The organism is Alistipes montrealensis, assembly GCF_018362775.1.
Taxonomy (GTDB): Bacteria; Bacteroidota; Bacteroidia; order Bacteroidales; family Rikenellaceae; genus Alistipes; species Alistipes montrealensis.
Genome location: NZ_JAGYXY010000002.1, coordinates 45,505 through 66,026, shown reverse-complemented (window position 1 = coordinate 66,026; position 20,522 = coordinate 45,505). Strand labels below are relative to the sequence as shown.

Here is a 20,522-nt window from a genome sequence, read left to right as displayed (position 1 = left end):
TCTTATACTACCCATCCGTCCCGTTCCTCGCGATACACGAAACTACCTCGCCTAAAATCAAAAATGGCTCAGGAGCTGCCTTCGGTTAAGTGCAAATCTGCTCATCTAAAATCAAAAACTGCCGGCCGCTCCTGTCAGAACCGAAAAAAAACGTATTTTTGAATTTTAACTTTTACGCCTATGTCCAGTGAAGCGGAAATCCGGAAGCGCAGAATCTACCGCGTGACCCTTGTCGGGTTTGTGGTCAACCTCGTATTGTCGTTTGCGAAACTCGCCGCCGGAATCGTCGGGCGAAGCGGGGCGATGATCGCCGATGCCGTGCATTCGTTTTCGGACCTTGCGACCGATGTCGTGGTGATCGCCTTCGTTCGGATTTCGTCCAAGCCCCGTGACGACGGCCACGATTACGGCCACGGCAAATACGAGACCCTCGCCACGATCATCATAAGCCTTGCGCTGGGAGTCGTGGGGGCCGGGATTCTCGTCAACAGCATCCGGGACATCCGGGTCGTGGTCGACGGCGGGCTGCTGCCCCGGCCGGGACTGATCGCCCTTGCGGCGGCCGTGTTGTCGATCGTCGCCAAAGAAATTCTCTACCGTTATACCGTTCGCGAAGGCCGCGCGGTCGATAGCCCGAGCGTTGTGGCCAATGCCTGGCATCACCGCAGCGACGCACTGTCGTCGCTGGGTACGTTGGTCGGTATCGCCTGTGCCTATTTCCTGGGCCAGAAGTGGCGCATCGCCGATCCGATCGCAGCGCTCGTCGTGGCGGTGTTCATCTTCAAGGTGGCCTTCGACCTGATTCGCACGGGGCTCGACGAACTGCTGGAATGTTCGCTTCCGGCGGACGTGGAGCAGGAGATCCTGCAAATCGTGACGGCGGATCCCGGCGTGCGGGAACCGCACAACCTGCGGACCCGCCGTATCGGGGCTTCGATCGCCATCGAGGTTCATGTCCGTATGGACGGGGCGATGACCGTGGCGCAGTCCCACGCCCTGACGGTCGACATCGAACACCGTCTGCGCGCCCGTTTCGGCGAGGGGACGATGATCGCCATTCATGTCGAGCCGATGAAATAAGCGGCGCACGGTATCGAACAGCGGTGTGCGGCGGCCGGGGTCAGGTATGCGCGACCGGAGTGGAATTTTACCCGCCGGTCCTGCCTTTTCACTGAGAGCCGTTTTTTTTATTTTGTTCGGATTCGGGTATTTTCTGGCACGGATTTTGTTCATTTCGGGCAGGAAGAACGGGCCGGAAAATTTTCCGGCAGAGTAGAAAAATTTGGTATTTTCGGAAAAAGTGCTTATATTGCCAACGTAAAGCCTCCGGAAACTCCGATGTTTCACAAGGCCCGAACGCTACAAAAACGACATCTAACACTAAAAAGGATTGCCTATCGGGACAGAAATCTACTCTTAGTAACTAATTAGGAGACAAGAGTATGAACGTGCAAGTATTAAGTGACCAGGTATTGCTTAATCACTACCTTTCAGGTGACCAAAGTGCCATATCCAAACTCATCGAACGCCATAGTCGTCGCGTACGTGACTACATCAACATGATGGTCAAGGACCGTGACGTGGCCGATGATATTTTCCAGGAAACATTTATCAAAGCCGTCCGTGTGATCGACGAAGGCCGTTATACAGATAACGGCAAGTTCCTTTCGTGGATTCTGCGCATCGCCCACAACCAGGTGATAGACCACTTCCGCGCACAGCGGCAGAACAAGTCCGTGAGCGAGGCGGAGGCCGGTTACGACGTACTCGGGACGCTGAAGCTGGCCGAGCGAACGATCGAGGATTCGATGGTCTGCGACCAGATCGAACGCGACGTGCGCGCATTGGTCGAACTGCTGCCCGAAGAGCAGCGCGAGGTGGTGATCATGCGCTACTTTTCAGGTTTGAGCTTCAAGGAGATAGCCGAGCAGACCGACGTGAGTATCAACACGGCGCTGGGACGCATGCGTTACGCGCTGATCAACCTGCGCCGCATGATCAAGGAAAAAAATATGGTCTTGAGCTGATTCCGCACAATATTCCCGAATGGGTTGCGTTATATAAATGCAAGCAAGCTAAAATTAAGGCCTATGGAGGAGATTGACAAAAATGAAGTTTCAGACAACGGCATCTCCGAGGACGAAGATTTAATGATGCGGGAGGTTGTACAGGGTGATGCGGATTTATGCTATTTACACCATTACCTCTCGGAGGTCTTCCGAAAAGGAGATAATTTTTAAGGGTTAATTTTTGATGGGGAAGGGCGCCGGGAGGCGCCCTTCATTTGTTTGGAATAATGCGGTCCTTTCAGGGAACGGGCTTGCGGTGCTCCGGTCTGTTTTTTGCACCGCATCTGATAAATTATCAATCGGGTATTATGGCACGAATACGAATAAAACGGGTTTACGAAGCGCCGGCGCCGGATGACGGTTGCCGGGTATTGGTCGACAAACTCTGGCCGCGGGGCGTACGCAAGGATGCGCTGCATTACGACATCTGGGCCAAGGACCTGGCGCCCTCGGCCGAACTGCGCATCTGGTATCACGCCGATCCCGCGGGGCGGTGGGCGGAGTTCCGTCGCCGTTATACCGATGAACTGCGCGCTTCGCAGGCCGTGCGGGAATTTATCCGCAATATCGGCGATGCGGACACGGTGACGCTGCTCTACGCCTCGAAGAACGCGGCGGAGAACCATGCGCTTATCTTGCAGGAGTATTTGCAGAAAGCGTCCGAGCGCGTTACAGACGCGTGATTTTCGTGATTTTCGGCTCGCCCCGTCCCGGCAGCGGCTGGTAGACGATGATTTCGGCCTCGTAGGCCGCGGGGTCGGGTGTTGCGGCCTTCGCCGTGCAGACGAAGCGGTAGTTGGTTCCCGCCACGACCTGCGTGGCGACGCTTTCCGGGGTGTAGTTCACGCCTGTCAAACTGTCAGTCGCCTGACGGAACAGCGCTCGCTCGGCGTCGCTGAGGGGGCGCTGCTGGGTATAGCCGCCGCACAAAACCGTTTTTTGGGGTTGCTTTTCGGCCCGTCGTCCCGGACCTCCGCAGGCGGTCAGCAGGGTCGCCGCGAGTATTGCGATCGTTAGTTTCAGCATCAATCGGGTATTTTTGCGTACGAAAGGTAGTCGTTTCCGGCTGAAAAGCCAAATTCTTCACATGGAAGCATTCAGAACCAGCGGGTTCGCATCCGGAACTTTTTGAACCTTCCGGTGTTTTGTATTGTTTATGATACATGTATTTCTGGGTTTTATGGCCAATTTTGTACCGATAACTGTCTGAAAAGGCGACGGGAACGGCTATTTTGGCCCGCTCGGACAGGTGCAAACGCGAATCAATCTGTGTATTATGAATAAGAAGATCGTTCTGATGCTTCTGCTGGCTGTGTGCGGCTGGCCGGGAGCGTCTGCGCAGCAGGTGGTCGTGAAGACCAACCTGCTTTACTGGGCTACGACGACCCTGAACGTGGGGGCCGAAGTGGCTGTCAGCAAACACTCCACAGTGGGCTTTTCGGCCAACTACAACCCCTGGACCATCGGTTCGGACAACAAAATCCAGCATTGGTTCATTCGCCCCGAGTACCGCTACTGGGTGACCGAGAAGTACACGCGTCTCTTTTTCGGGGTGCATGCCATCGGCGGCAAGTTCGAGGTCGGCGGTTTCAAGCTCCCGATCATCGGCAACCGGATTCTGCAAGGGCTGAAGACGAATTACTACAAGGGTTCGTTCGTCGGCGCGGGCTTCAGCATCGGTTATCAGTTTTACGTCAGCCCCCATTGGAACCTCGAACTTTCGGCCGGAGCCGGACTGGCGCGCCTGAGTTACCATGCCGAGCCGGTGAACGGTCCGAAACGCAAATCGTATGTCGATACCAAACGGTTCCTGCCGATTCCCACCGAAGTCGGCGTTACGTTCGTCTACCTGTTCAATTCCAAGAAATAAACGCTGCGACCCATGAAAAAATACTGTCTCCTTTTCGTATTTCTCCTGGCCGCGCTTTCGCTCCGCGCCCAGATCGTAGGCGATGTCGCCGTGACCCGCAAGGTGCTCTCCGAAAGTAACGGCGAACTGCACATGGTGCTGGAAATCGCGGTGTCGCGCAAGGCCGTGACCCGTTCGCAGAGTTGGACGATCCTGCCCGAGTTGAGCACTCCCGACCGCAAGTCGGTGAAACTCTTCCCCCACATCCTGATCAACGGACGCTACCAGCAGCACATGCAGGAGCGCCGCCGCCGTCTTTCGGGCTCCTATTGGGCCGAGCGGCAGCCGTATATGACCATCAATGCCGACCGGAAAACCGACCAGGTGTTCCGCTACGAGATGAAGGTCCCTTATGAAAGCTGGATGGCCGGCGCTACGCTCGTGCTGCGTCAGGTACAGACTTCGCCGGGCGGTGTCCGGCGGGTGTTTACGGCCGATGTGAACGGTGCGGTCGACACCTCCCGCAAATAATCCCCTCCGGAGATGAAACGGCGAGAATGGATAGGATATGCCGCGGCAGTCGTTGCCGCGGGCGCGTTCCTGTCCGGATGCGGAAACATCCGCAAACTGAGCAAGAGCGATCCCGAAGTGGGGGTGCACCTGCCGGCCCGGACGGCGCAGACACCTGTGACGGCGGCGGCCGATACGGTCCGTGCGCAGAAAATCATTACCTACCGCAAGCAGGACGGCACGGAACTCTTCATTACGCCGGTTGCCGTCGATTCGGTGTCGGGCGAGAAGATGATGTCGGTGGCCATCGACGAGGTGGTCATTTCGGCTTCGAACCGCCGCAACCTGGTGGAGCGCAACGGCAAGATCAACGTCGAGTTCATCGTGTCGGTTCCGCAGGAACTGCAGGCCCGGAACTGGCAGTTGGTGGTCGATCCGCAACTGCTCAAAGGGGCGGATACGCTTCCGTTCGATCCGCTGGTTTACAGCGGCGACCGCTTTCGCACGATGCAGCGGCGCGAATATGCCCGTTACGACCATTACCTCGGGCGAATCGTCGACAGCGCCGATTATTTCGCGCGCTTCGGCGACAAAAAGGGGTATTTTAGGTATATGAATTATGTGGCGGAAGAACGGGCGAAGTATGCCGATGCCCGGGATCGCCTGGAACACATGGAGCCCGAAGAGGCGATGTTCGACAAGGTTGTGGGCTGGACGACCCGCGGCGAACGCCGCCGGCAGTATGCCCGGCTGCGCAGGTATGTGCTGACGACCGACCGCAAGGTGCAGCAGCGGACCTCCTATGTGCCCGATGCGAACGACAAGTTCGACCATCTGAACGACTATTTCGCACCCCGTTTTCGTCATGCCTACGAGGGCGATGACGTGCTGCCCGGCGGCGAGGTGTATACCCGTGTGGAGGGAGAATACCCCGTCGGCGGAGGCCGCCGGCGCGAGGCTTACATCCGTTCGCTGACAGAGACTCCGGGACGCGTGTACGGCGATGTTTATACGGCCGACAATGCCCGGATACGTACACTGGCCGGACAGCGGCTCGCCTACACGGGGCTGCGCCGTCCGGCGGTCGAAGGAATGCTGCGCGAGACCGGCGACAGCGCTGCCCGGGAGAATTACCGGATTCGCAAACTCTATGTCGCCGACCGCCTGGCGAACCTGAACGGTATCGACACGGCGGAGGTGCAGCGCAACATGCTCCGCGACGCCGAGGTTCAGCGCAACCGGGAGCTGGCGGCGAACAGCCCTGTGGCTTTTGCGCGTCTCGTGCGCCATCCCTACTATGCCGACGCCCGGCTCGATACGGTGATTTACCGGCCCGACGGACGGGTGGATTATTACTATACCGAACAGGTGCAGGCCGACGAAAACACCTCGAAACTTTACCTCTGCCTTGCCGGAGAGGTCGAGGACCGGAGCGGGCGGACGTATCGCATCACCCGGTCGGATACGCTGACCTACAACGTCGCTTCGATGACCACGTTCCTCGACGAGACGACCCGTTACATGCAGCGCATCGTGCTGCGCGACGCGGAGGCCAATGCGCGTTTCTTCTTCACCTTCCCCTCGGGAAAGTCGACCCTCGTGGACACGCTGACCGCCAACCGCCGCCAGATTGCCGCCGTGCGGTCGCTGACGCGCGATTTGATGACCGATCCGGTCTACATCATCGACAGCATCACGCTGCGGGCCACGGCGTCGCCCGAAGGAACCTGGCAGGTCAACGACCGGCTGGCCCGCGAACGCGCCGAGGCGCTGCGCCGCGTGCTCGTGTCGGAGTTCCGCACGCTGTACGATTCGCTCAAGGTTTCGGCCAGCTATACGCTCGACGAAAACGGCCGGCAGGTACTCGTTAAGCCGGCGGAAGAACTTCCCGACCTGCCGAACCTGCTGCGTACGAAGTGGCTGGCCGAGGACTGGGACGAACTCTACCGGCTGGCTGTTGCCGATACGCTGATCGCCGACAAGCAGGAGGTGCTTGCCATGATGAAGTGGGAGGGGAATCCCGATACCCGCGAATGGCGTATCCGGATGAAGTATCCCAAAGCCTACGACCGCCTGCGCCGGGTGATCTACCCGCAGATGCGCGCCGTAGATTTCAGGTTTAACCTCCACCGCCGCGGCATGCAGCAGGACACGGTCTACACGACCGAGGTCGATTCGAACTACATGCACGCCGTGGAGTTGCTCCGAAAGCGCCGTTACGAAGAGGCGCTCGCGATCCTGCGTCCCTACGAAGACCGCAATACGGCGTTGGCCTACATGTCGCTGGGCTACGATGCCGCCGCCTACCGCATCCTGCGCGCCGAGCCGGGGGCGGCCACAACACCCGATATCCAGTACATGCTGGCGATTCTCGCGGCGCGTCTGGGCGACGAGGAGCAGGCCGTGAAATATTTCCTGCGCTCGGTGGAATTGCGTGAAAGCCTGAAATTCCGCGGGAACCTCGATCCCGAAATTTCCCGCCTGATTCGTAAGTACGGGTTGTTCAAAGAGGATTTCGAATAGCTGCTGCGGGAATGAAAAACCGGGACGACCTTGTGCAGGATCGTCCCGGTTTTTTTGTCGGCGGGCGTCAGCAGTCGCCGCGCAGGCAGTGGTGGGCGTTGCGGAGCTGGAGGGCCAGCGAGATGGCCGTGATGCCGGCCAGGAGCAATGTGATGCCGACCCAGACGATGACGGCCGTAGTGCCGATAACCAAGGGCTGGAACAAAATCCACAACGAGCAGAGCAGCAGCAAAACGCCCGTGAAGATGGTCCAGCCCGAGCCGGCGATCTCCATGGCGCTCATGTCGCCGCCCAGGCCGATGGCGCTGAATCCGCGCATCATGAGCCAGAACCCGAGGAAGATGGGCAGCGTGGCGGCCGAGAGCCCGACGTTGAAGATCAGGATGATGCCGAGGATGATCTCGATGATGCCTCCGGCCATCATCCAGCCGCGGCCCGTGATGAAGTGCCTGTTGGCCGACGAGAGTACGACCTCCAGGATGCCCGAAAGCAGCATCAGCCAGCCGAAGAGGAGCGACATGCCCAGGTAGCTCTGGGCCGGATAGACGAAGGTCAGCACGCCGACGACGAAGAGCGCGATGCCGATGATCAGCAGCAGCCACCAGTAGCGGACGGCCTGCTTCGAATTTTCGATCAGTGAGGAAATATTGTCCATGGTATAAGGAATTTCTTCCTCTTCGAGCAATTTGCATACCAGAGACGCCTGGGCTGATGCGAGGAAAAGTCCGGATAATCAGCCGAATGCCGTGAGACTGGGGCGGGATGGGGTAGTACGGGGCCGGGCGGCGGACCCCGGCGTTTCGGGCCGGACCTGTTTTAGCGGGATACGGCGGCCGCTTGCGGGGCTGCGAGCCGAACAACTTCGCCGATCTCGGGGCGCAGGACGTGCAGCGTGGTGTCGGCGGCCAGCGCCGCTTCGGTCTTCAGCGGTTCGTCCCAGGGATGCCGGGCGAGGGCGTATTTGGAGTGGTGGACGGTCAGGATTTGTTTTGCCGCGAGGTCTTTGGCCGCCTGCGCCAGTTGGCCGGGCAGGGTGTGGATGTACCGCCACGCTTCGTTATATTGTCCGTTTTCGAGTATCGCCAGGTCGATGTCCGGGAATTCGCGGCCGATCTGGGCGAAATGTTTCCCGTAACCGCCGTCGCCGCCTATGTAGATTTTCCGCGAAGGCGATTGCAGCAGGAACGATCCCCAGAGCGTCTGGTTGGAGTTCAGCCCGCGTCCCGAGAAATGGCGCGCGGGCAGGCAGCGGATGGTGAAGCCGTCGTCGAGCGCAGCTTGCTCGTGCCAGTCGAGTTCCACGATCCGCTCTTTGGGAAAGCCCCAGTATTCGAAATGTTCTCCGACGCCCAGCGGGCAGACGACCGTCCGGATGCGCGGCCTGAGCGCTGTGACGGTCCCGCGGTCGAGGTGGTCCCAGTGGTCGTGGGTGATGATCAGGTAGTCGATGTCGGGCATATCCTCCGGACGGTAAAGATCGGCGCCTTTGAACGGCCGGTTAAGCAGCGGGAGGGGCGCTGCGCTGAGGAAAACCGGATCGACGAGCGCGCGCCGCCCGTCGGCCTGGATCAGGCAGGAGGAGTGGCCGAACCAGACCGCCAGGTCGCTCTCCGGCGCGAGCGCCCTGAGGTCGGTGCGGATCGCCGTCACGGGGCGGTCGGGGCGCAGTCCCTCCTTTTTGCTGAACAGGAATTCGAGCATGCCGCGCACGCGTCCTTTGCCGCCGGCCATCAGGGGGCTGGGTTCGAGGTTGCGGAACTGGCCGTCGCGGTAGTTCGGCGAATTGAGGACCCGTTCGCGCCGTTCACCCCGGGGCAGGCGTCCGAAGCCCGGCAGGACGGCGATTATCCCGGCGGCAATCGCCGCCGCGAGGACCAGACCTATGATCATTCCCATTTTTCTTCTTTTTTTCTTGACAGACATGATTTGCAGATTGTATGCTGCAAAGATACCTAAATTCCGGGACAACGGCGGTTATACGAATTACGGTCGTAGCTACCATTTTTACCGGTTTGTTTCCCGGCCCGACCTGATAAACGTAAATGTATGAGATAAATTGGTCTTTTTTGTGCTTTTTTATGCCGTTTATGTTAAATTTGCTATTTTTGTGGCGGATTATTCTGTGATAAGTGACGCCCTTATGCATGGTATTGAAAAATTGCGTCCGGGATATGTGAGGTTTACAGCCGCTTTGCTCCTGGTCGTCTGGTCGTGTTTTGCGCCCGGTCCTGTGGTCTGTGCACAATCTGCGCCGCAGAAAACAGTCGTTAAAGGCCGTGTAGCCGACGAAGCGGGGAATCCGTTGGTCGGGGTTACCGTCGTGGAATACGGAACCCCGAACGGGGTGGCTACGCTCTCGGACGGCGGGTTCTCGATCAGCGTCCGTCCGGGCGCCGTACTCGACTTTTCATGCCTGGGGTATCTTCCGCGCCGCATCGTGCCGGGGAGCCGCACCGAACTGGAGATCGTCTTGCAGGAGGACGTGAAGTCCATCGAAGACGTGATCGTGACGGCCCTGGGCCTCGAACGCAACTACGTCGACCTGACTTATGCCGCCGACAAGATCAAAGGTTCGCAGCTCACGGCGGTCAAATCGCCGAATCTGATCCTCTCGCTTGCCGGTAAATCGGCCGGAATGCAGGTCAACCAGAGCTCCTCGGGGGCGGGATCGTCGGCCAAGGTGAGCATCCGCGGCGTTCGTTCGGTGGCCAGCGACAACCAGCCCTTGTATGTGGTCGACGGCATGCCGATGCTCAACTCCTCGCCCGAGCAGGCCTATTCGGCCATCGGCGGAATCGCCGACGCCGGAAACCGCGACGGCGGCGACGGCATTTCGAACCTCAATGCCGAGGACATCGAGAGCGTTTCGGTACTCAAGGGCGCTCCGGCGGCTGCGCTCTACGGCAGCCAGGCTGCGAACGGCGTCATCCTGATTACGACCAAGAAAGGCTCAGCCGGGAAGCAGCAGCCCGTGATATTCTCGACGAACCTTACCTTTCAGACTCCTTTCAGCCTGCCCGAATTCCAGGACCGTTACGGAGCGAGCGGCGGTGTGGAGAGTTGGGGTGCACGTGGCGGGGTAAAGGCTTACGACAACGCCGGGGAGTTTTTCCGTACGGGCATAACGGCGATAAACTCCGTCTCGGTCTCGACGGGGTCGAAACAACTTCAGAACTATTTCTCCTACGCCAATACCGCCGAACGGGGCATCACCGGGAAGAACCGTTTGATGCGCCATAATTTCAACCTGCGCACGACATCGGAGTTGTTCCGCGAGCGGCTCCGCCTCGACGGGAACATCAGTTTCATGCGCCAGGCCGTGGAGGATAAACCCGTGCCGGGCGGTTTCTACATGAATCCGCTGGTCGGGCTTTACCGGTTTCCGCGCGGTGAGGACATAACTCCTTACCGGGAGCATTTCGAGGTCTATGACCAGGACCGCAAGCTGGGTGTGCAGCAGTGGATCGCCCCGAGCGACGATTTCGAGCAAAATCCCTACTGGATCGTCAACCGTATTCGCAGCCGGAGCGTCCGCAACCGGGTGATGGCTTCGCTGTCGGCCGACTGGAAGGTGAACGACTGGCTTCGGATCAGGGCCCGCGCCAATGTGGACCACTTCAGCGACAAGGTCCGCCAGAAGTTCTATGCGTCGACGGCTCCGGCGCTGGCCGGGGCGAACGGGCGTTATGTCGAGAGCAGTTTCTCGGAGACGCTTTTCAACGGCGAGGTGCTGGCCCTGTTCGACAAGCGTTTTTCGGAGAAGTGGATCTTCAGTGCGACAGCCGGGGCGTCGCTCAACGACCGTACGGTCAACTCGCTGCGGATGGATTCGAAAACCGCGTCGCTCTACTATCCCAACGTTTTCAACGTCGCCAACATCGTCATGAACAGTTCGGCCTATGTCGACGAACAGATCGACGCCCGCCGCCAGATACAGTCGCTGTTCGCCACGGCGTCGGTCAAATATGCCGAAAGCCTCACCTTCGAGGTTACGGGGCGCAACGACTGGGCTTCGACATTGGCCTACACTTCGGCCGAGGGGAGGGGCTACTTTTACTACTCGCTGGGTACGTCGTGGGTGATCGGCAAGATGTTCAAACTGCCGGAGTGGATTTCGCTGGGCAAGGTGCGCCTGACGTGGAGCCGCGTGGGCAACGACATCCCGATGTTCATTACCAATCCGAAGGCCCACGTGACGGCCGGCGGAGGCATAAACGCTGCGGATGCGGCTCCCGGAACCGAACTCAAGCCCGAAATGACCCAGGCTGTCGAGGCCGGTCTCGAATGGCGCTTCTTCGGGGACCGGCTGGGTGTCAATGCGACTTATTACAAGACCAACACCCGCAACCAGTTCTTCAAGTTGCCGGCGCTTTCGGGCGAAGCCTATGCTTTCCGGTACGAGAATGCCGGAAACATCGAGAACGAAGGCGTGGAGATTTCGCTCAACGCCTATCCGGTCTACGGAAAGGCGCTGACGTGGCAGTCGACGGTCAATTTTTCCTACAACAAGAACCGCGTAATCAAGCTCCATGACGAACTGCGCGAATATGTCTACGGCCCGTCGAGCTTCTCTTCGTCCTACGCCATGAAACTGGTCGAAGGCGGTTCGATCGGCGATATTTACGGCCGGGCGTTCGAACGCGACGAAAACGGGGCTATCGTCTACGAGACCGACGGGGATTACGCCGGGCTGCCCCGGACCAGAGGCGAGGGAAACACCGTCAAGGTGGGCAACGCCAATCCGGTGTTCGCGTTGTCGTGGAACAATACGTTTTCCTACAAGGGCGTGTCGTTGTCGATGCTCGTCGATTGCCGCTACGGAGGCCATGTGCTGTCGCAGACGATGGCCGACCTCGACTCCTACGGCGTTACAAAAGCGACGGCCGATGCGCGCGACCGGGGCTATGTGACGCTCGAAGGGCGGCGGATCGAGAATGTGCGGAGTTTCTACAAATTGGTCGGAGGCCGCGCCGGGGTGACAGAATATTACATGTACGATGCGACGAACATCCGCCTGCGCGAAGTGTCGCTCTCCTATGCGCTGCCCGGCAAGCTGTTGCGGCGAACGGGCGTGTTCAGCGGCGCTACGGTATCGTTTGTGGCCCGTAACCTCTTTTTCATCTACAATGCCGCGCCGTTCGATCCCGACCTTATCCTCTCGACAGGCAACGACAACCAGGGAATCGACGTATTCGGCATGCCGACGGTCCGGAGTTTCGGATTTAACATTAAACTGGAGTTTTAACGGATGAAACGTTGGTATACCTATCTGTTCGCCGGATGCTGTGCAGTTGCCCTCGGGGCCTGCACGGGGAATTTCCGCGACCTGAACGACGACCGGTCCGGAATTACGGACAAGGAACTGGAGGCCGACAATAACGGCCTCGGCTATCGCCTGGGAATCATCCAGCAGGGAGTCTATTTCAACTACGACTACGGCAAGGGGAAAAACTGGCCGTTCCAGATGACCCAGAACCTCAGTGCAGACATGTTTTCGGGGTATATGCACGACCCCAAACCGTTGCAGGGCGGCAGCCACAATTCCGATTACAACCTGCAGGACGGCTGGAACAGCGCCATGTGGCAGTTCACCTACTCCTACATCATGCCTGAGATTTACCGGCTGGAACAGACTGCGCCGGAACAGATGCCGGCGTTTTACGCCATTACGAAAATACTCAAGGTGCTTGTCATGCATCGCGTGACCGACTACTACGGTCCGGTGATCTACACCCATTTCGGTAATCGCGGCAACGAGTATGTGCCCGACAGTCAGGAAGAGGTTTACGGCCACTTTTTCAACGACCTGGACGAGGCGGAGGAGATTCTCACCGCCGTCGTTCAAAGCCGGGGTCCGTCCGAAGAGTTCGGAAAATTCGACCTGCTGCTCGACGGCAGCTATACGTCGTGGATTCGCTTTGCCGCCTCGCTGCGCATGCGTCTGGCGATGCGGGTGTCGGGCGTTATGCCCGAACGGGGCGCTGCCGAGTTCCGCAAATCCCTTGCGGGGCCTTTCGGAGTGATCGAGGCGAACCCAGCGAACGCTGCAGTATCCACGTCGGGGACCTATATGAACCCGTTGGGCGAGATCAACCGCAATTGGAACGAAGCGGCGATGAATGCCTCGATGGAGTCGATAATGGGAGGGTACGGCGATCCGCGGCTCGGGAAATTCTTCGAGCCCTGCAAGAGCGACCTGGTCATCCCGGATGAATCGGGGGAGCTGGTGACGGTGGCGCTTAAAGGCGACTTTCGCGGCATCCGTCAGGGAACCTGTTTTTCCCATAATTATTACGCCGCTTTTTCGCGGCTGGCGATCGAAACGACGACCGATGCCGTGCTGATGACGGCGGCGGAGGTGTGGTTCCTGCGGGCTGAAGCGGCCCTGCGGGGTTGGACCGACGAAGATGCCGAGACGTGTTACCGCAACGGCGTGACGATGTCGTTCGCCCAGTGGCAGGCGCCCGGGTATGAAAAATACCTTGCGAGCGATGCAATGGCGGCCGATTACAGCGATCCCCTGGCCCCGGAAAACGACATTGCCGCGCGGTGTCGTGTGTCGCCCCGCTGGGACGAGACGGCGAGCCTCGAGTTGAAACTCGAACGGATCATCACCCAAAAGTGGATCGCCATGTATCCCGAAGGCTGCGAGGCATGGGCCGAACAGCGCCGCACGGGCTATCCGCGGCTGTTTCCGGTGCGCTACAACCACAGCAAAGGGCAGAGTATCGACACCGAGACGATGATCCGACGGCTGCCTTATCCTGCGACGCTGGAAACCTCCGATCCCGACCAGTATGCGGCGTTGATCAAGGAGCTCGCGGGGCCGGACGACGGCGGAACCCGCCTTTGGTGGGACACGGGGCGGAACTTCTGATCCGGAGCACGATCCGGCTTTGCACGCGATAACGATAAAGGCAGGGATAAAGTCCCTGCCTTTGGTTTTGCGCTTTCCGTCGCTGGATTACGGCAAATCGAAGGTTACTTCCATCTGGCCTTCGTTACCGGAGGCTGTAAAGGTCGTAAAACACAGCGGAACAATGCCGCCCTCCAAAGTCGTTATGTCGTGAAAGTATTTTCCGATCAATATTCTGCCGCCCGTTTCGGTCCGCAGAGTGCCGCTCTTGTCGAAATAGATGTAATAGGCGGTGAGGTCGTTCCCGATCTTCGTCTCTTCGCCGTTTAATTCCTCCCCTTTCATTATTTTCCGGGTAACACGGTTGGCCTCGGTATACTCGTAATTCGTTTCGACCAACAGCAATGCCGTGATTCCGAAATATACGTTGTTTATAAACCGTAGATCTCGCCGGTCCTCGTCGCTGATCGTTTCATTGATCGGTTTGTCGGGGAAATCCATAATGGTGCTGAACCAATTATAGGTAAAATCATAGATCAACCCCGTCGATTTTGCCATCTCCTTTTCGGTATAGGGTTTTCCGCTTATCAACTCATCCAGCTTTAATCCTAAGTTGCCGACGCCCAACAGGTGCAGGTGTCTGTATGAATAATACTGCGTTGGAATGTTATTATAAATGAGTCCGAGGCCTTCTTTCGGTAATGCCACCGTGATCTCCCGGATCCATTCGTTGAATTTTTCGTAGGAAGGCTCCGGCAGGTCTCTGAATGCGAGTTCGCTTCCGACTGCCGCCGTCGTGCAAAGAGTTATTGGGTTGAAGGTGAATTTATCCTGGTAATCCGTCAATGTCAGCATGTCGGAACGGCAACTGATCGCGTTGCCCGGAAAAATTTGCTTTCGCCACGATGGATTGGTAAAGACTGCCTTGCCGGAGATTTGATACCTGCGCGTAATGTTGTCTTCCAGCACTTCATATGTTGCATCGGGATTGTAGAGAACCGGGTAAATCGAGAATAAGGACCATTTCAAACGATCGACCGGTTCTTTCCCGCTTTGGGTAACGGTCAGTGTGGCCGTTGCGATGCGCCTGCCATAGAGGAGTGGTATGGTTGTATCGCGTGAAGTCTCCTCGGTGTTGGGTAAAATCTCCACATCGAGGTATTCCTTGCCGTCGGCTGTGATTTTCTGCACGACGCACCACTCCGGGACTGCGCCCGGATGCCAGTCGCAGTTCGAACTGACGGCGATACGTTGTTTCACGCCGTTGCAGTCGGCTTCGATTTCGTCTTCTTCCGGCGTAATGTAGTAGTCGGGCTGTGGTTCGGGCTGATTGTCGTCGTGGCAGGCGGCAAATGCGAGCGCAAAAAGAAAAAGTCCCCAATGTTTCATACTAAATGAGTTTTAGTTAAACAACCGGGAGCGGAGGTTTGTCGGGAAAAATTCAGTTCAGGGCTGTGTCTATATCCTGAAAATGAGGGTTTTGTCTCGGCTTTGCAGCCCCCCCCCTTGCATCTTTTCCGCAAGGTATGAAAATAAAATCCGATAAGCAAATAAATCGGCGCCGGAATGTTCTGTCCGGGAGCATCCGGATAAGCGATAATCCGGAATAAATGATTATTTTTGTCGGAAGACGCTAACAAACTAAGAAACGACTATGAAGATCCAGGAAAAGGCGGCCCAGATGGTCGCAACGGCACAAATTATTACGGTGGCATCCGTCGACGAAAACGGTTATCCGCGTCCGGTGGCGATGGTGAAACTCAAGGACGAAGACGGTGCGATCTATGTTTCGACCGGAACCAGTTCGGCGAAGACGGCTCATTTCAAGGCCAATCCCAAAGCGGGGGTCTCGATTGTCAGGGGCGGCGACAGCATCGTTTACACGGGTAAAATGGAGATTGTTACGGACGAGGCCGTGAAGCGGTCGCTCTGGGGTGATTGGATGCTCGACCATTTTCCCGGCGGTGTGGAGGACCCGGAGTATTGCGTACTGAAATTTACACCCGAGTCGGCGACTTATTGGATCGACAACGCATTCGTGAAGAACGATAAATACATGAACCTGTTCTGCCAGAGCTGCGGCATGCCGATGCAGACTGCCGACCAGTTCGGAACGAATGCAGACGGCTCCTTGAACACCGAATATTGCTGCTACTGCTACAAAGACGGGACATTTGTCCAGGATTGTACGATGGATGAAATGATCGGCCATTGTATTGAGTACCTTGATGAGTTCAACGGGGCCTGCGATACGAAATTCTCGAAGGATGAGGCGATTGCCGAGATGAAAAAACACTTCCCGAAGTTAAAAAGATGGATGGCAAAGAGTTGATTTTCAAGCGCAGGGAGTTGTTTCGGAAATGGCTGGAAGCAGAAGGCGGTACAAGCGAAGGTATTTGGCTGATATTCTCGAAGACCGATGCCTTGGAGACGCTTTCAGCCAATGATGCACTCGAAGAGGCATTGTGTTTTGGCTGGATAGACGGACAGATGCAATCCATCGACGAGAACCGTTATCGGAAATATTTTGCCCGGCGGAGGGCGAAAAGTAACTGGTCGGAGAAGAACAAAGAACTGGCGCAGAACCTGATTGCACGCGGGTTAATGACTCCGCAGGGATTGGATGCCATCGTTTGTGCCAAGCAAAACGGGCAGTGGGAGAACTCCAAACGCAGTTTTGCCTCTGAGGAACAAATCCGGATGTTCAAACAACTCATTGAGCCGCATGAGCCTGCCTATACGAACTTGTCGGCGATGCCGGATTCCGTACAGCGCACCTACACGCTGTTTTATCTGGATGCCAAATCGGATAAGACCCGTCAAACCCGCTTGGAAAAGATTATCGACAGGCTCCACAAGAATCTGAAGCCGATGTGATGTTGAACGACATCGGGTGCAGATTCCTTTTGAGATTCCATTTGTAAAAATTCGCCCATGACCGGAGTTTGTCTCTTCCCTGCGAGGTCGCCCCACGAGTATTTTTCCGGCCTGCTTTATCGGAATAATCCGGCTCGGCCGGGAAATCGTTTATTTGATTTAAGTTGCTGATAAGCAGGGTTGAATGTCCGGTTTTGCGGCGTCCTGCGCACAAAAAAGGAGCCTCGGAAAAAGGCTCCTTTTTTGTGCGGATAAAGGGACTCGAACCCCCACGCCGTGAGGCATCAGATCCTAAGTCTGACGTGGCTACCAATTACACCATATCCGCATTGGTAGGACAAAGGTAGGTAAAAATTCACAAAACACAACGTACACGGGGCATTATCCGGCTTTTTTGGTTACTTTTGTCTGTAAATTTTAGACATGCCGCAGCTTATTACCCTTCAACTCACGCCCAAGCAGGCCGCAGATGCGAAGTTTTACACTTCGCAGGCGGCGCGCCGTATGGGTATCGTAGAAGCCGACGTTGCATTGGTGCGGGTCGTCAAGCGGTCGATCGACGCCAGGCAGCGGCAGGTGAAAGTGAATCTGACCCTCGAAGTGTATGTCGACCGTGAGCCGCAGCCCGGGCCGGTGTATTTCGATTATCCGTCGGTCGAGGGCCGTACGGAGGTCGTGATCGTGGGATCGGGGCCGGCGGGGCTGTTTGCTGCGCTGCGGTTGATCGAATTGGGGCTGCGTCCTGTGATCCTGGAACGCGGTCGCGACGTATCGGCCCGCAAGCGTGACATCGCGCAGATCAATCGCAACGGGGCCGTGGATCCCGATTCGAATTACGCCTTCGGTGAAGGCGGGGCCGGGACCTTCTCCGACGGCAAACTTTTCACGCGCAGCAAGAAACGCGGCGACTATAACAAGGCGTTGCAGACGTTGGTATTTCATGGTGCTACGCCTGAAATTCTCTTCGAAGCGCATCCCCATATCGGAACCGACAAATTGCCGGGCATCATGCAGCATATCCGGCAGACGATTGTCGGGGCGGGCGGTGTATTTCGTTTCGGGAGCCGTGTGACGGACCTGAAAATCGCCGATGACCGTATTTGCGGGGTCTGGTGCGGCGACGAACTCATCGAAGGCGCCGCCGTTGTGCTGGCGACGGGCCATTCGGCGCGCGATATTTATGAATTGCTCCACCGCCGGGGTGTGCGTGTCGAGGCCAAGCCTTTTGCGATGGGTGTGCGTATCGAACATCCGCAGGCGTTGATCGATTCGATTCAATATCACCAGGAGACGCGTGGTGAATACCTTCCGGCGGCCTCCTACTCGCTCGTGAGCCAGGAAAATGGCCGCGGCGTCTACTCGTTCTGTATGTGTCCGGGCGGTTTCATCGTTCCGGCCATGACCGATGCCGCAGAGTCGGTGGTCAACGGCATGTCGCCCAGCGGGCGTACGTCGCCCTATGCCAATTCGGGGTTGGTTACGGAGGTTCGGCTTGCGGACTTCGGCCACCTGCGCGCCGAATGGGGCGAGTTGGCGGGGCTGAAATTCCAGCAGCAGTTCGAGGAACTGGCCCGGCAGCAGGGCGGAGAGCATCAGATCGCTCCGGCACAGCGTGTCGCCGATTTCGCGGCGGGTCGCGCGAGCGGGTCGCTGCCCCGTACATCGTATATTCCCGGTATTACGCCGTCGCGACTGGACGAGTGGATGCCCGGCTTTATTGCCCAGGGGCTGCGACAGGGACTGGGGACCTTCGGCCGCCGGATGCGCGGGTATCTGACCAACGAGGCGGTGGTCGTGGGGGTGGAGTCGCGTACTTCGACGCCTGTGCGTGTTCCGCGCGACCGGGAGACGCTGATGCACCCCGAAACGAAGGGGTTATTCCCCGCCGGAGAAGGAGCCGGTTATGCCGGCGGCATTATTTCTGCGGCACTCGACGGCGAACGAATCGCCGAAGCGGTAAAAAATTATATTCGATAACCGATGGAACCGAAAGTTAGCGTTATTGTTCCGGTCTACAACGTCGAGCCGTTTCTGGCTCGCTGCCTGGACAGCATAGTGGGGCAAACCCTGCGCGAGATCGAAATCGTCTGCGTCGACGACGGAAGCCCCGATCGATCGATCGACATCCTGAACCTCTATGCGGCGCAGGACAGCCGTATCCGGGTTATTTCGCAGGAAAACCGCGGCCTGGGCGGAGCCCGTAACCGGGGTTTCGACGCTGCGACGGGCGAATACGTCCTTTATGTGGATTCCGACGACTGGATCGATCCGGCCTATTGCGAACGCCTTTATGAAGCCGCCCGGCAGTCGGGGGCTGATATTGCCTGTGCGTCGATATTGAAAATACGACCGTCCTATTCGAAATGGACGGTTCATTATACGGAACAGAAATTGGTCACGGCCGTTCAGGAGCGGTTTCTCGCAGCCCATTGTCCGCCCGACTTCTATGTGATGAATAAACTCCTGCGGCGGGAGATGTTGCTGCAGATGGGTTTGCGCTTCCGTGAACGGGTCTGCTACGAGGATGTGGAATATACGATGCGTCTGCTGGGCGAATCGGAGAGTCTGGTGACGGTTCCCGATGTGGTCTACCGTTATGTAGTCAACGGGGCCTCGATTACCAAAAGCCGCCAGACACCTAAGAAACAGCAGGACAAATATCTGGCCCACAAGGCATTTGTGGCCTATGCGGATGCCCGTGGAATCCGTATCGACGCGCGGTTTCGCCGCATTACCCGTCGTACATACGATCGGTGGGGGCTTACGTGGCTGAAGGTCAAGGAGTGCGGTGATCGGGCGACGTACCGTTTGTTCGACCTGATTCCGGTGTGGCGGAGACGTGTAACCGATAAATAAGCGAAATACGATGGATATTGATCTGGTATACCTTTGGGTCGACGGAAACGACCCCGAGTGGCTGGCGCGGAAAAATGCGTTTCTCCCGGCAGACAAGCAGGTAGACCCCCAGGCTGCGGGGGAGTGCCGCTATGCGGAGAACGACGAATTGCGCTACTCACTGCGCTCGGTGGAGTTGTATGCGCCCTGGGTGCGCCGTATTTACATCGTAACTGACGACCAGACGCCGGCATGGCTCGATACGTCGAATCCGCGGATCAGGGTGGTGTCGCACCGGGAGATTATGCCGGCGGAGATTCTGCCTGTTTTCAATTCGACGGTGATCGAGTTGTTCCTGGCGCGGATTCCCGGATTGTCGGAGCATTTCCTTTACGCCAACGACGATATGTTTTTCAGCGCTCCGGTCGATCCCGGGTTTTTCTTCGATGCCCGGGGACTGCCGATTGTCCGGCTGAAAAAGCAGTCGCTGAAACGCCATCCCGACGATATTTATTGCTATACGATCTTGCGGATGCAGGAGCTCGTGAAGAAGCGGTACGGCAAGTGCACCCCATTGGCTCCGCATCACAATGTCGATGCCTACCGTCGCAGCGATTACCTGGAATGCTGTGAAGTGTTTCAGGAGGCATTGGCCGGGAATCTTCGCAGCCGATTCCGCTCGTTCGGGGATTGGCAGCGCTCGCTGGTACATTATTATGCCCTTGAGGAAGGGCGTGCTTCGCTGCGTAGGGTGAATCGGTACAACAAGCTACACAATCCGCTGCGGCTGCTTTGCGCGGCGTTCGGTTCCGGTTGCGGGAGCGATTCGCGCTGCATTCCGGCTTATGCGCCGGATATTGAGTCTGTTATGAGGAAGTACGATCCGTCGCTGTTCTGCCTGAACGACGACGCCCGGATGACCGATGAAGACCGTGCCCGGGTCCGGGAATTTCTCAAAGCCCGTTTCCCGCGGAAGTCATCGTTCGAAAAATAGCGTCCGTGC

At 57.5% G+C, this 20,522-nt stretch carries 18 protein-coding genes, 1 tRNA gene and 1 pseudogene; 15 read left to right on the top strand and 5 right to left on the bottom strand.

The features are described from left to right. Positions 1-180: 180 nt before the first annotated feature. The 4 genes from KG007_RS03485 (at position 181) to KG007_RS03470 (ending at position 2,752) form a co-directional block, all read left to right on the top strand. Positions 181-1,080 (top strand): cation diffusion facilitator family transporter, encoded by a 900-nt coding sequence (locus KG007_RS03485; protein WP_213347394.1) that lies wholly within the window; start codon positions 181-183, stop codon positions 1,078-1,080. A 362-nt stretch (positions 1,081-1,442) separates the two neighbouring features. Beyond that, positions 1,443-2,027: an RNA polymerase sigma factor gene (locus tag KG007_RS03480; RefSeq protein ID WP_195460012.1), complete on the top strand. Its 585-nt coding sequence runs from the start codon at positions 1,443-1,445 to the stop codon at positions 2,025-2,027. A 63-nt stretch (positions 2,028-2,090) separates the two neighbouring features. After that, positions 2,091-2,240 carry a hypothetical protein gene (locus KG007_RS03475; protein ID WP_195460014.1) on the top strand — a complete coding sequence of 50 codons (150 nt, stop codon included), beginning with the start codon at positions 2,091-2,093 and terminating at the stop codon, positions 2,238-2,240. Positions 2,241-2,377: 137 nt separating this feature from the next. Further along, positions 2,378-2,752: a DUF488 domain-containing protein gene (locus KG007_RS03470; RefSeq protein WP_213347393.1), complete on the top strand. Its 375-nt coding sequence runs from the start codon at positions 2,378-2,380 to the stop codon at positions 2,750-2,752. Here the strand turns inward: KG007_RS03470 and KG007_RS03465 are convergent. Continuing rightward, positions 2,739-3,095: a cystatin family protein gene (locus KG007_RS03465; RefSeq protein WP_213347392.1), complete on the bottom strand. Its 357-nt coding sequence runs from the start codon at positions 3,093-3,095 to the stop codon at positions 2,739-2,741. The genes KG007_RS03470 and KG007_RS03465 overlap by 14 nt on opposite strands. Before the next feature lie 250 nt (positions 3,096-3,345). On the opposite strand from KG007_RS03465, the gene KG007_RS03460 reads away from it, so the two are divergent. From KG007_RS03460 to KG007_RS03450, 3 genes are read left to right on the top strand one after another with little or no spacing between them, the layout of a single operon-like run. Continuing rightward, the gene (locus KG007_RS03460) at positions 3,346-3,939 is read left to right on the top strand and encodes a DUF3575 domain-containing protein (RefSeq protein WP_213347391.1); all 594 of its coding nucleotides are present in this window, start codon (positions 3,346-3,348) and stop codon (positions 3,937-3,939) included. A 12-nt stretch (positions 3,940-3,951) separates the two neighbouring features. Then, a complete protein-coding gene (locus tag KG007_RS03455; RefSeq protein ID WP_213347390.1) occupies positions 3,952-4,449 on the top strand; it encodes a DUF3868 domain-containing protein in 498 nt (165 codons plus the stop codon). A gap of 12 nt (positions 4,450-4,461) precedes the next feature. Further along, positions 4,462-6,951, top strand: a complete 2,490-nt coding sequence (locus tag KG007_RS03450; RefSeq protein ID WP_213347389.1) for a PDDEXK family nuclease — start codon at positions 4,462-4,464, stop codon at positions 6,949-6,951. A 67-nt stretch (positions 6,952-7,018) separates the two neighbouring features. On the opposite strand, the gene KG007_RS03445 is transcribed toward KG007_RS03450, so the two are convergent. Together KG007_RS03445 and KG007_RS03440 are read right to left on the bottom strand one after the other, a co-directional pair. Then, a complete protein-coding gene (locus tag KG007_RS03445; protein WP_195460024.1) occupies positions 7,019-7,606 on the bottom strand; it encodes an HdeD family acid-resistance protein in 588 nt (195 codons plus the stop codon). A 161-nt stretch (positions 7,607-7,767) separates the two neighbouring features. Beyond that, a complete protein-coding gene (locus KG007_RS03440) occupies positions 7,768-8,874 on the bottom strand; it encodes an MBL fold metallo-hydrolase (RefSeq protein ID WP_317194916.1) in 1,107 nt (368 codons plus the stop codon). 307 nt (positions 8,875-9,181) lie between these two features. Here KG007_RS03440 and KG007_RS03435 point away from each other — a divergent pair, with 307 nt between their 5' ends. Then, entirely contained in the window at positions 9,182-12,196 is a 3,015-nt protein-coding gene (locus KG007_RS03435) for a SusC/RagA family TonB-linked outer membrane protein (protein WP_317194923.1), read from the top strand. A gap of 3 nt (positions 12,197-12,199) precedes the next feature. After that, the gene (locus tag KG007_RS03430; protein ID WP_213347386.1) at positions 12,200-13,828 is read left to right on the top strand and encodes a SusD/RagB family nutrient-binding outer membrane lipoprotein; all 1,629 of its coding nucleotides are present in this window, start codon (positions 12,200-12,202) and stop codon (positions 13,826-13,828) included. 87 nt (positions 13,829-13,915) lie between these two features. Here KG007_RS03430 and KG007_RS03425 read toward each other — a convergent pair whose 3' ends face one another. Further along, the gene (locus tag KG007_RS03425) at positions 13,916-15,196 is read right to left on the bottom strand and encodes a BACON domain-containing protein (RefSeq protein ID WP_213347385.1); all 1,281 of its coding nucleotides are present in this window, start codon (positions 15,194-15,196) and stop codon (positions 13,916-13,918) included. A 265-nt stretch (positions 15,197-15,461) separates the two neighbouring features. Here KG007_RS03425 and KG007_RS03420 point away from each other — a divergent pair. The 3 genes and pseudogenes from KG007_RS03420 to KG007_RS03410 all read left to right on the top strand — a co-directional run. Next, positions 15,462-15,824, top strand: a pseudogene (locus tag KG007_RS03420) (pyridoxamine 5'-phosphate oxidase family protein); the annotation flags it as partial. A 39-nt stretch (positions 15,825-15,863) separates the two neighbouring features. Beyond that, a complete protein-coding gene (locus KG007_RS03415) occupies positions 15,864-16,139 on the top strand; it encodes a zinc ribbon domain-containing protein (protein ID WP_213347715.1) in 276 nt (91 codons plus the stop codon). After that, positions 16,121-16,684, top strand: coding sequence for a YdeI/OmpD-associated family protein (locus KG007_RS03410; RefSeq protein WP_213347384.1), 564 nt, complete (start codon positions 16,121-16,123; stop codon positions 16,682-16,684). The genes KG007_RS03415 and KG007_RS03410 overlap by 19 nt, the downstream gene beginning before the upstream one ends. Before the next feature lie 246 nt (positions 16,685-16,930). On the opposite strand, the gene KG007_RS03405 is transcribed toward KG007_RS03410, so the two are convergent. After that, positions 16,931-17,012: transfer RNA gene (locus tag KG007_RS03405), tRNA-Leu, on the bottom strand. Positions 17,013-17,107: 95 nt separating this feature from the next. On the opposite strand from KG007_RS03405, the gene KG007_RS03400 reads away from it, so the two are divergent. Genes KG007_RS03400 through KG007_RS03390 form a run of 3 tightly spaced genes read left to right on the top strand, consistent with a single transcriptional unit; the run spans position 17,108 to position 20,513 of the window. Then, the gene (locus KG007_RS03400; RefSeq protein ID WP_195461909.1) at positions 17,108-18,661 is read left to right on the top strand and encodes an NAD(P)/FAD-dependent oxidoreductase; all 1,554 of its coding nucleotides are present in this window, start codon (positions 17,108-17,110) and stop codon (positions 18,659-18,661) included. 3 nt (positions 18,662-18,664) lie between these two features. After that, positions 18,665-19,540 (top strand): glycosyltransferase family 2 protein, encoded by an 876-nt coding sequence (locus KG007_RS03395; protein ID WP_213347383.1) that lies wholly within the window; start codon positions 18,665-18,667, stop codon positions 19,538-19,540. Positions 19,541-19,550: 10 nt separating this feature from the next. After that, positions 19,551-20,513, top strand: a complete 963-nt coding sequence (locus KG007_RS03390; RefSeq protein ID WP_213347382.1) for a Stealth CR1 domain-containing protein — start codon at positions 19,551-19,553, stop codon at positions 20,511-20,513. Positions 20,514-20,522: the final 9 nt, after the last annotated feature.

Coding starts and splice junctions, on each gene's coding strand:
- KG007_RS03485 (WP_213347394.1), top strand. CDS start 181: ATGTCCAGTGAAGCGGAAATCCGGAAGCGCAGAATCTACCGCGTGACC.
- KG007_RS03480 (WP_195460012.1), top strand. CDS start 1,443: ATGAACGTGCAAGTATTAAGTGACCAGGTATTGCTTAATCACTACCTT.
- KG007_RS03475 (WP_195460014.1), top strand. CDS start 2,091: ATGGAGGAGATTGACAAAAATGAAGTTTCAGACAACGGCATCTCCGAG.
- KG007_RS03470 (WP_213347393.1), top strand. CDS start 2,378: ATGGCACGAATACGAATAAAACGGGTTTACGAAGCGCCGGCGCCGGAT.
- KG007_RS03465 (WP_213347392.1), bottom strand. CDS start 3,095: ATGCTGAAACTAACGATCGCAATACTCGCGGCGACCCTGCTGACCGCC.
- KG007_RS03460 (WP_213347391.1), top strand. CDS start 3,346: ATGAATAAGAAGATCGTTCTGATGCTTCTGCTGGCTGTGTGCGGCTGG.
- KG007_RS03455 (WP_213347390.1), top strand. CDS start 3,952: ATGAAAAAATACTGTCTCCTTTTCGTATTTCTCCTGGCCGCGCTTTCG.
- KG007_RS03450 (WP_213347389.1), top strand. CDS start 4,462: ATGAAACGGCGAGAATGGATAGGATATGCCGCGGCAGTCGTTGCCGCG.
- KG007_RS03445 (WP_195460024.1), bottom strand. CDS start 7,606: ATGGACAATATTTCCTCACTGATCGAAAATTCGAAGCAGGCCGTCCGC.
- KG007_RS03440 (WP_317194916.1), bottom strand. CDS start 8,874: ATGTCTGTCAAGAAAAAAAGAAGAAAAATGGGAATGATCATAGGTCTG.
- KG007_RS03430 (WP_213347386.1), top strand. CDS start 12,200: ATGAAACGTTGGTATACCTATCTGTTCGCCGGATGCTGTGCAGTTGCC.
- KG007_RS03425 (WP_213347385.1), bottom strand. CDS start 15,196: ATGAAACATTGGGGACTTTTTCTTTTTGCGCTCGCATTTGCCGCCTGC.
- KG007_RS03415 (WP_213347715.1), top strand. CDS start 15,864: ATGAACCTGTTCTGCCAGAGCTGCGGCATGCCGATGCAGACTGCCGAC.
- KG007_RS03410 (WP_213347384.1), top strand. CDS start 16,121: ATGGATGGCAAAGAGTTGATTTTCAAGCGCAGGGAGTTGTTTCGGAAA.
- KG007_RS03400 (WP_195461909.1), top strand. CDS start 17,108: ATGCCGCAGCTTATTACCCTTCAACTCACGCCCAAGCAGGCCGCAGAT.
- KG007_RS03395 (WP_213347383.1), top strand. CDS start 18,665: ATGGAACCGAAAGTTAGCGTTATTGTTCCGGTCTACAACGTCGAGCCG.
- KG007_RS03390 (WP_213347382.1), top strand. CDS start 19,551: ATGGATATTGATCTGGTATACCTTTGGGTCGACGGAAACGACCCCGAG.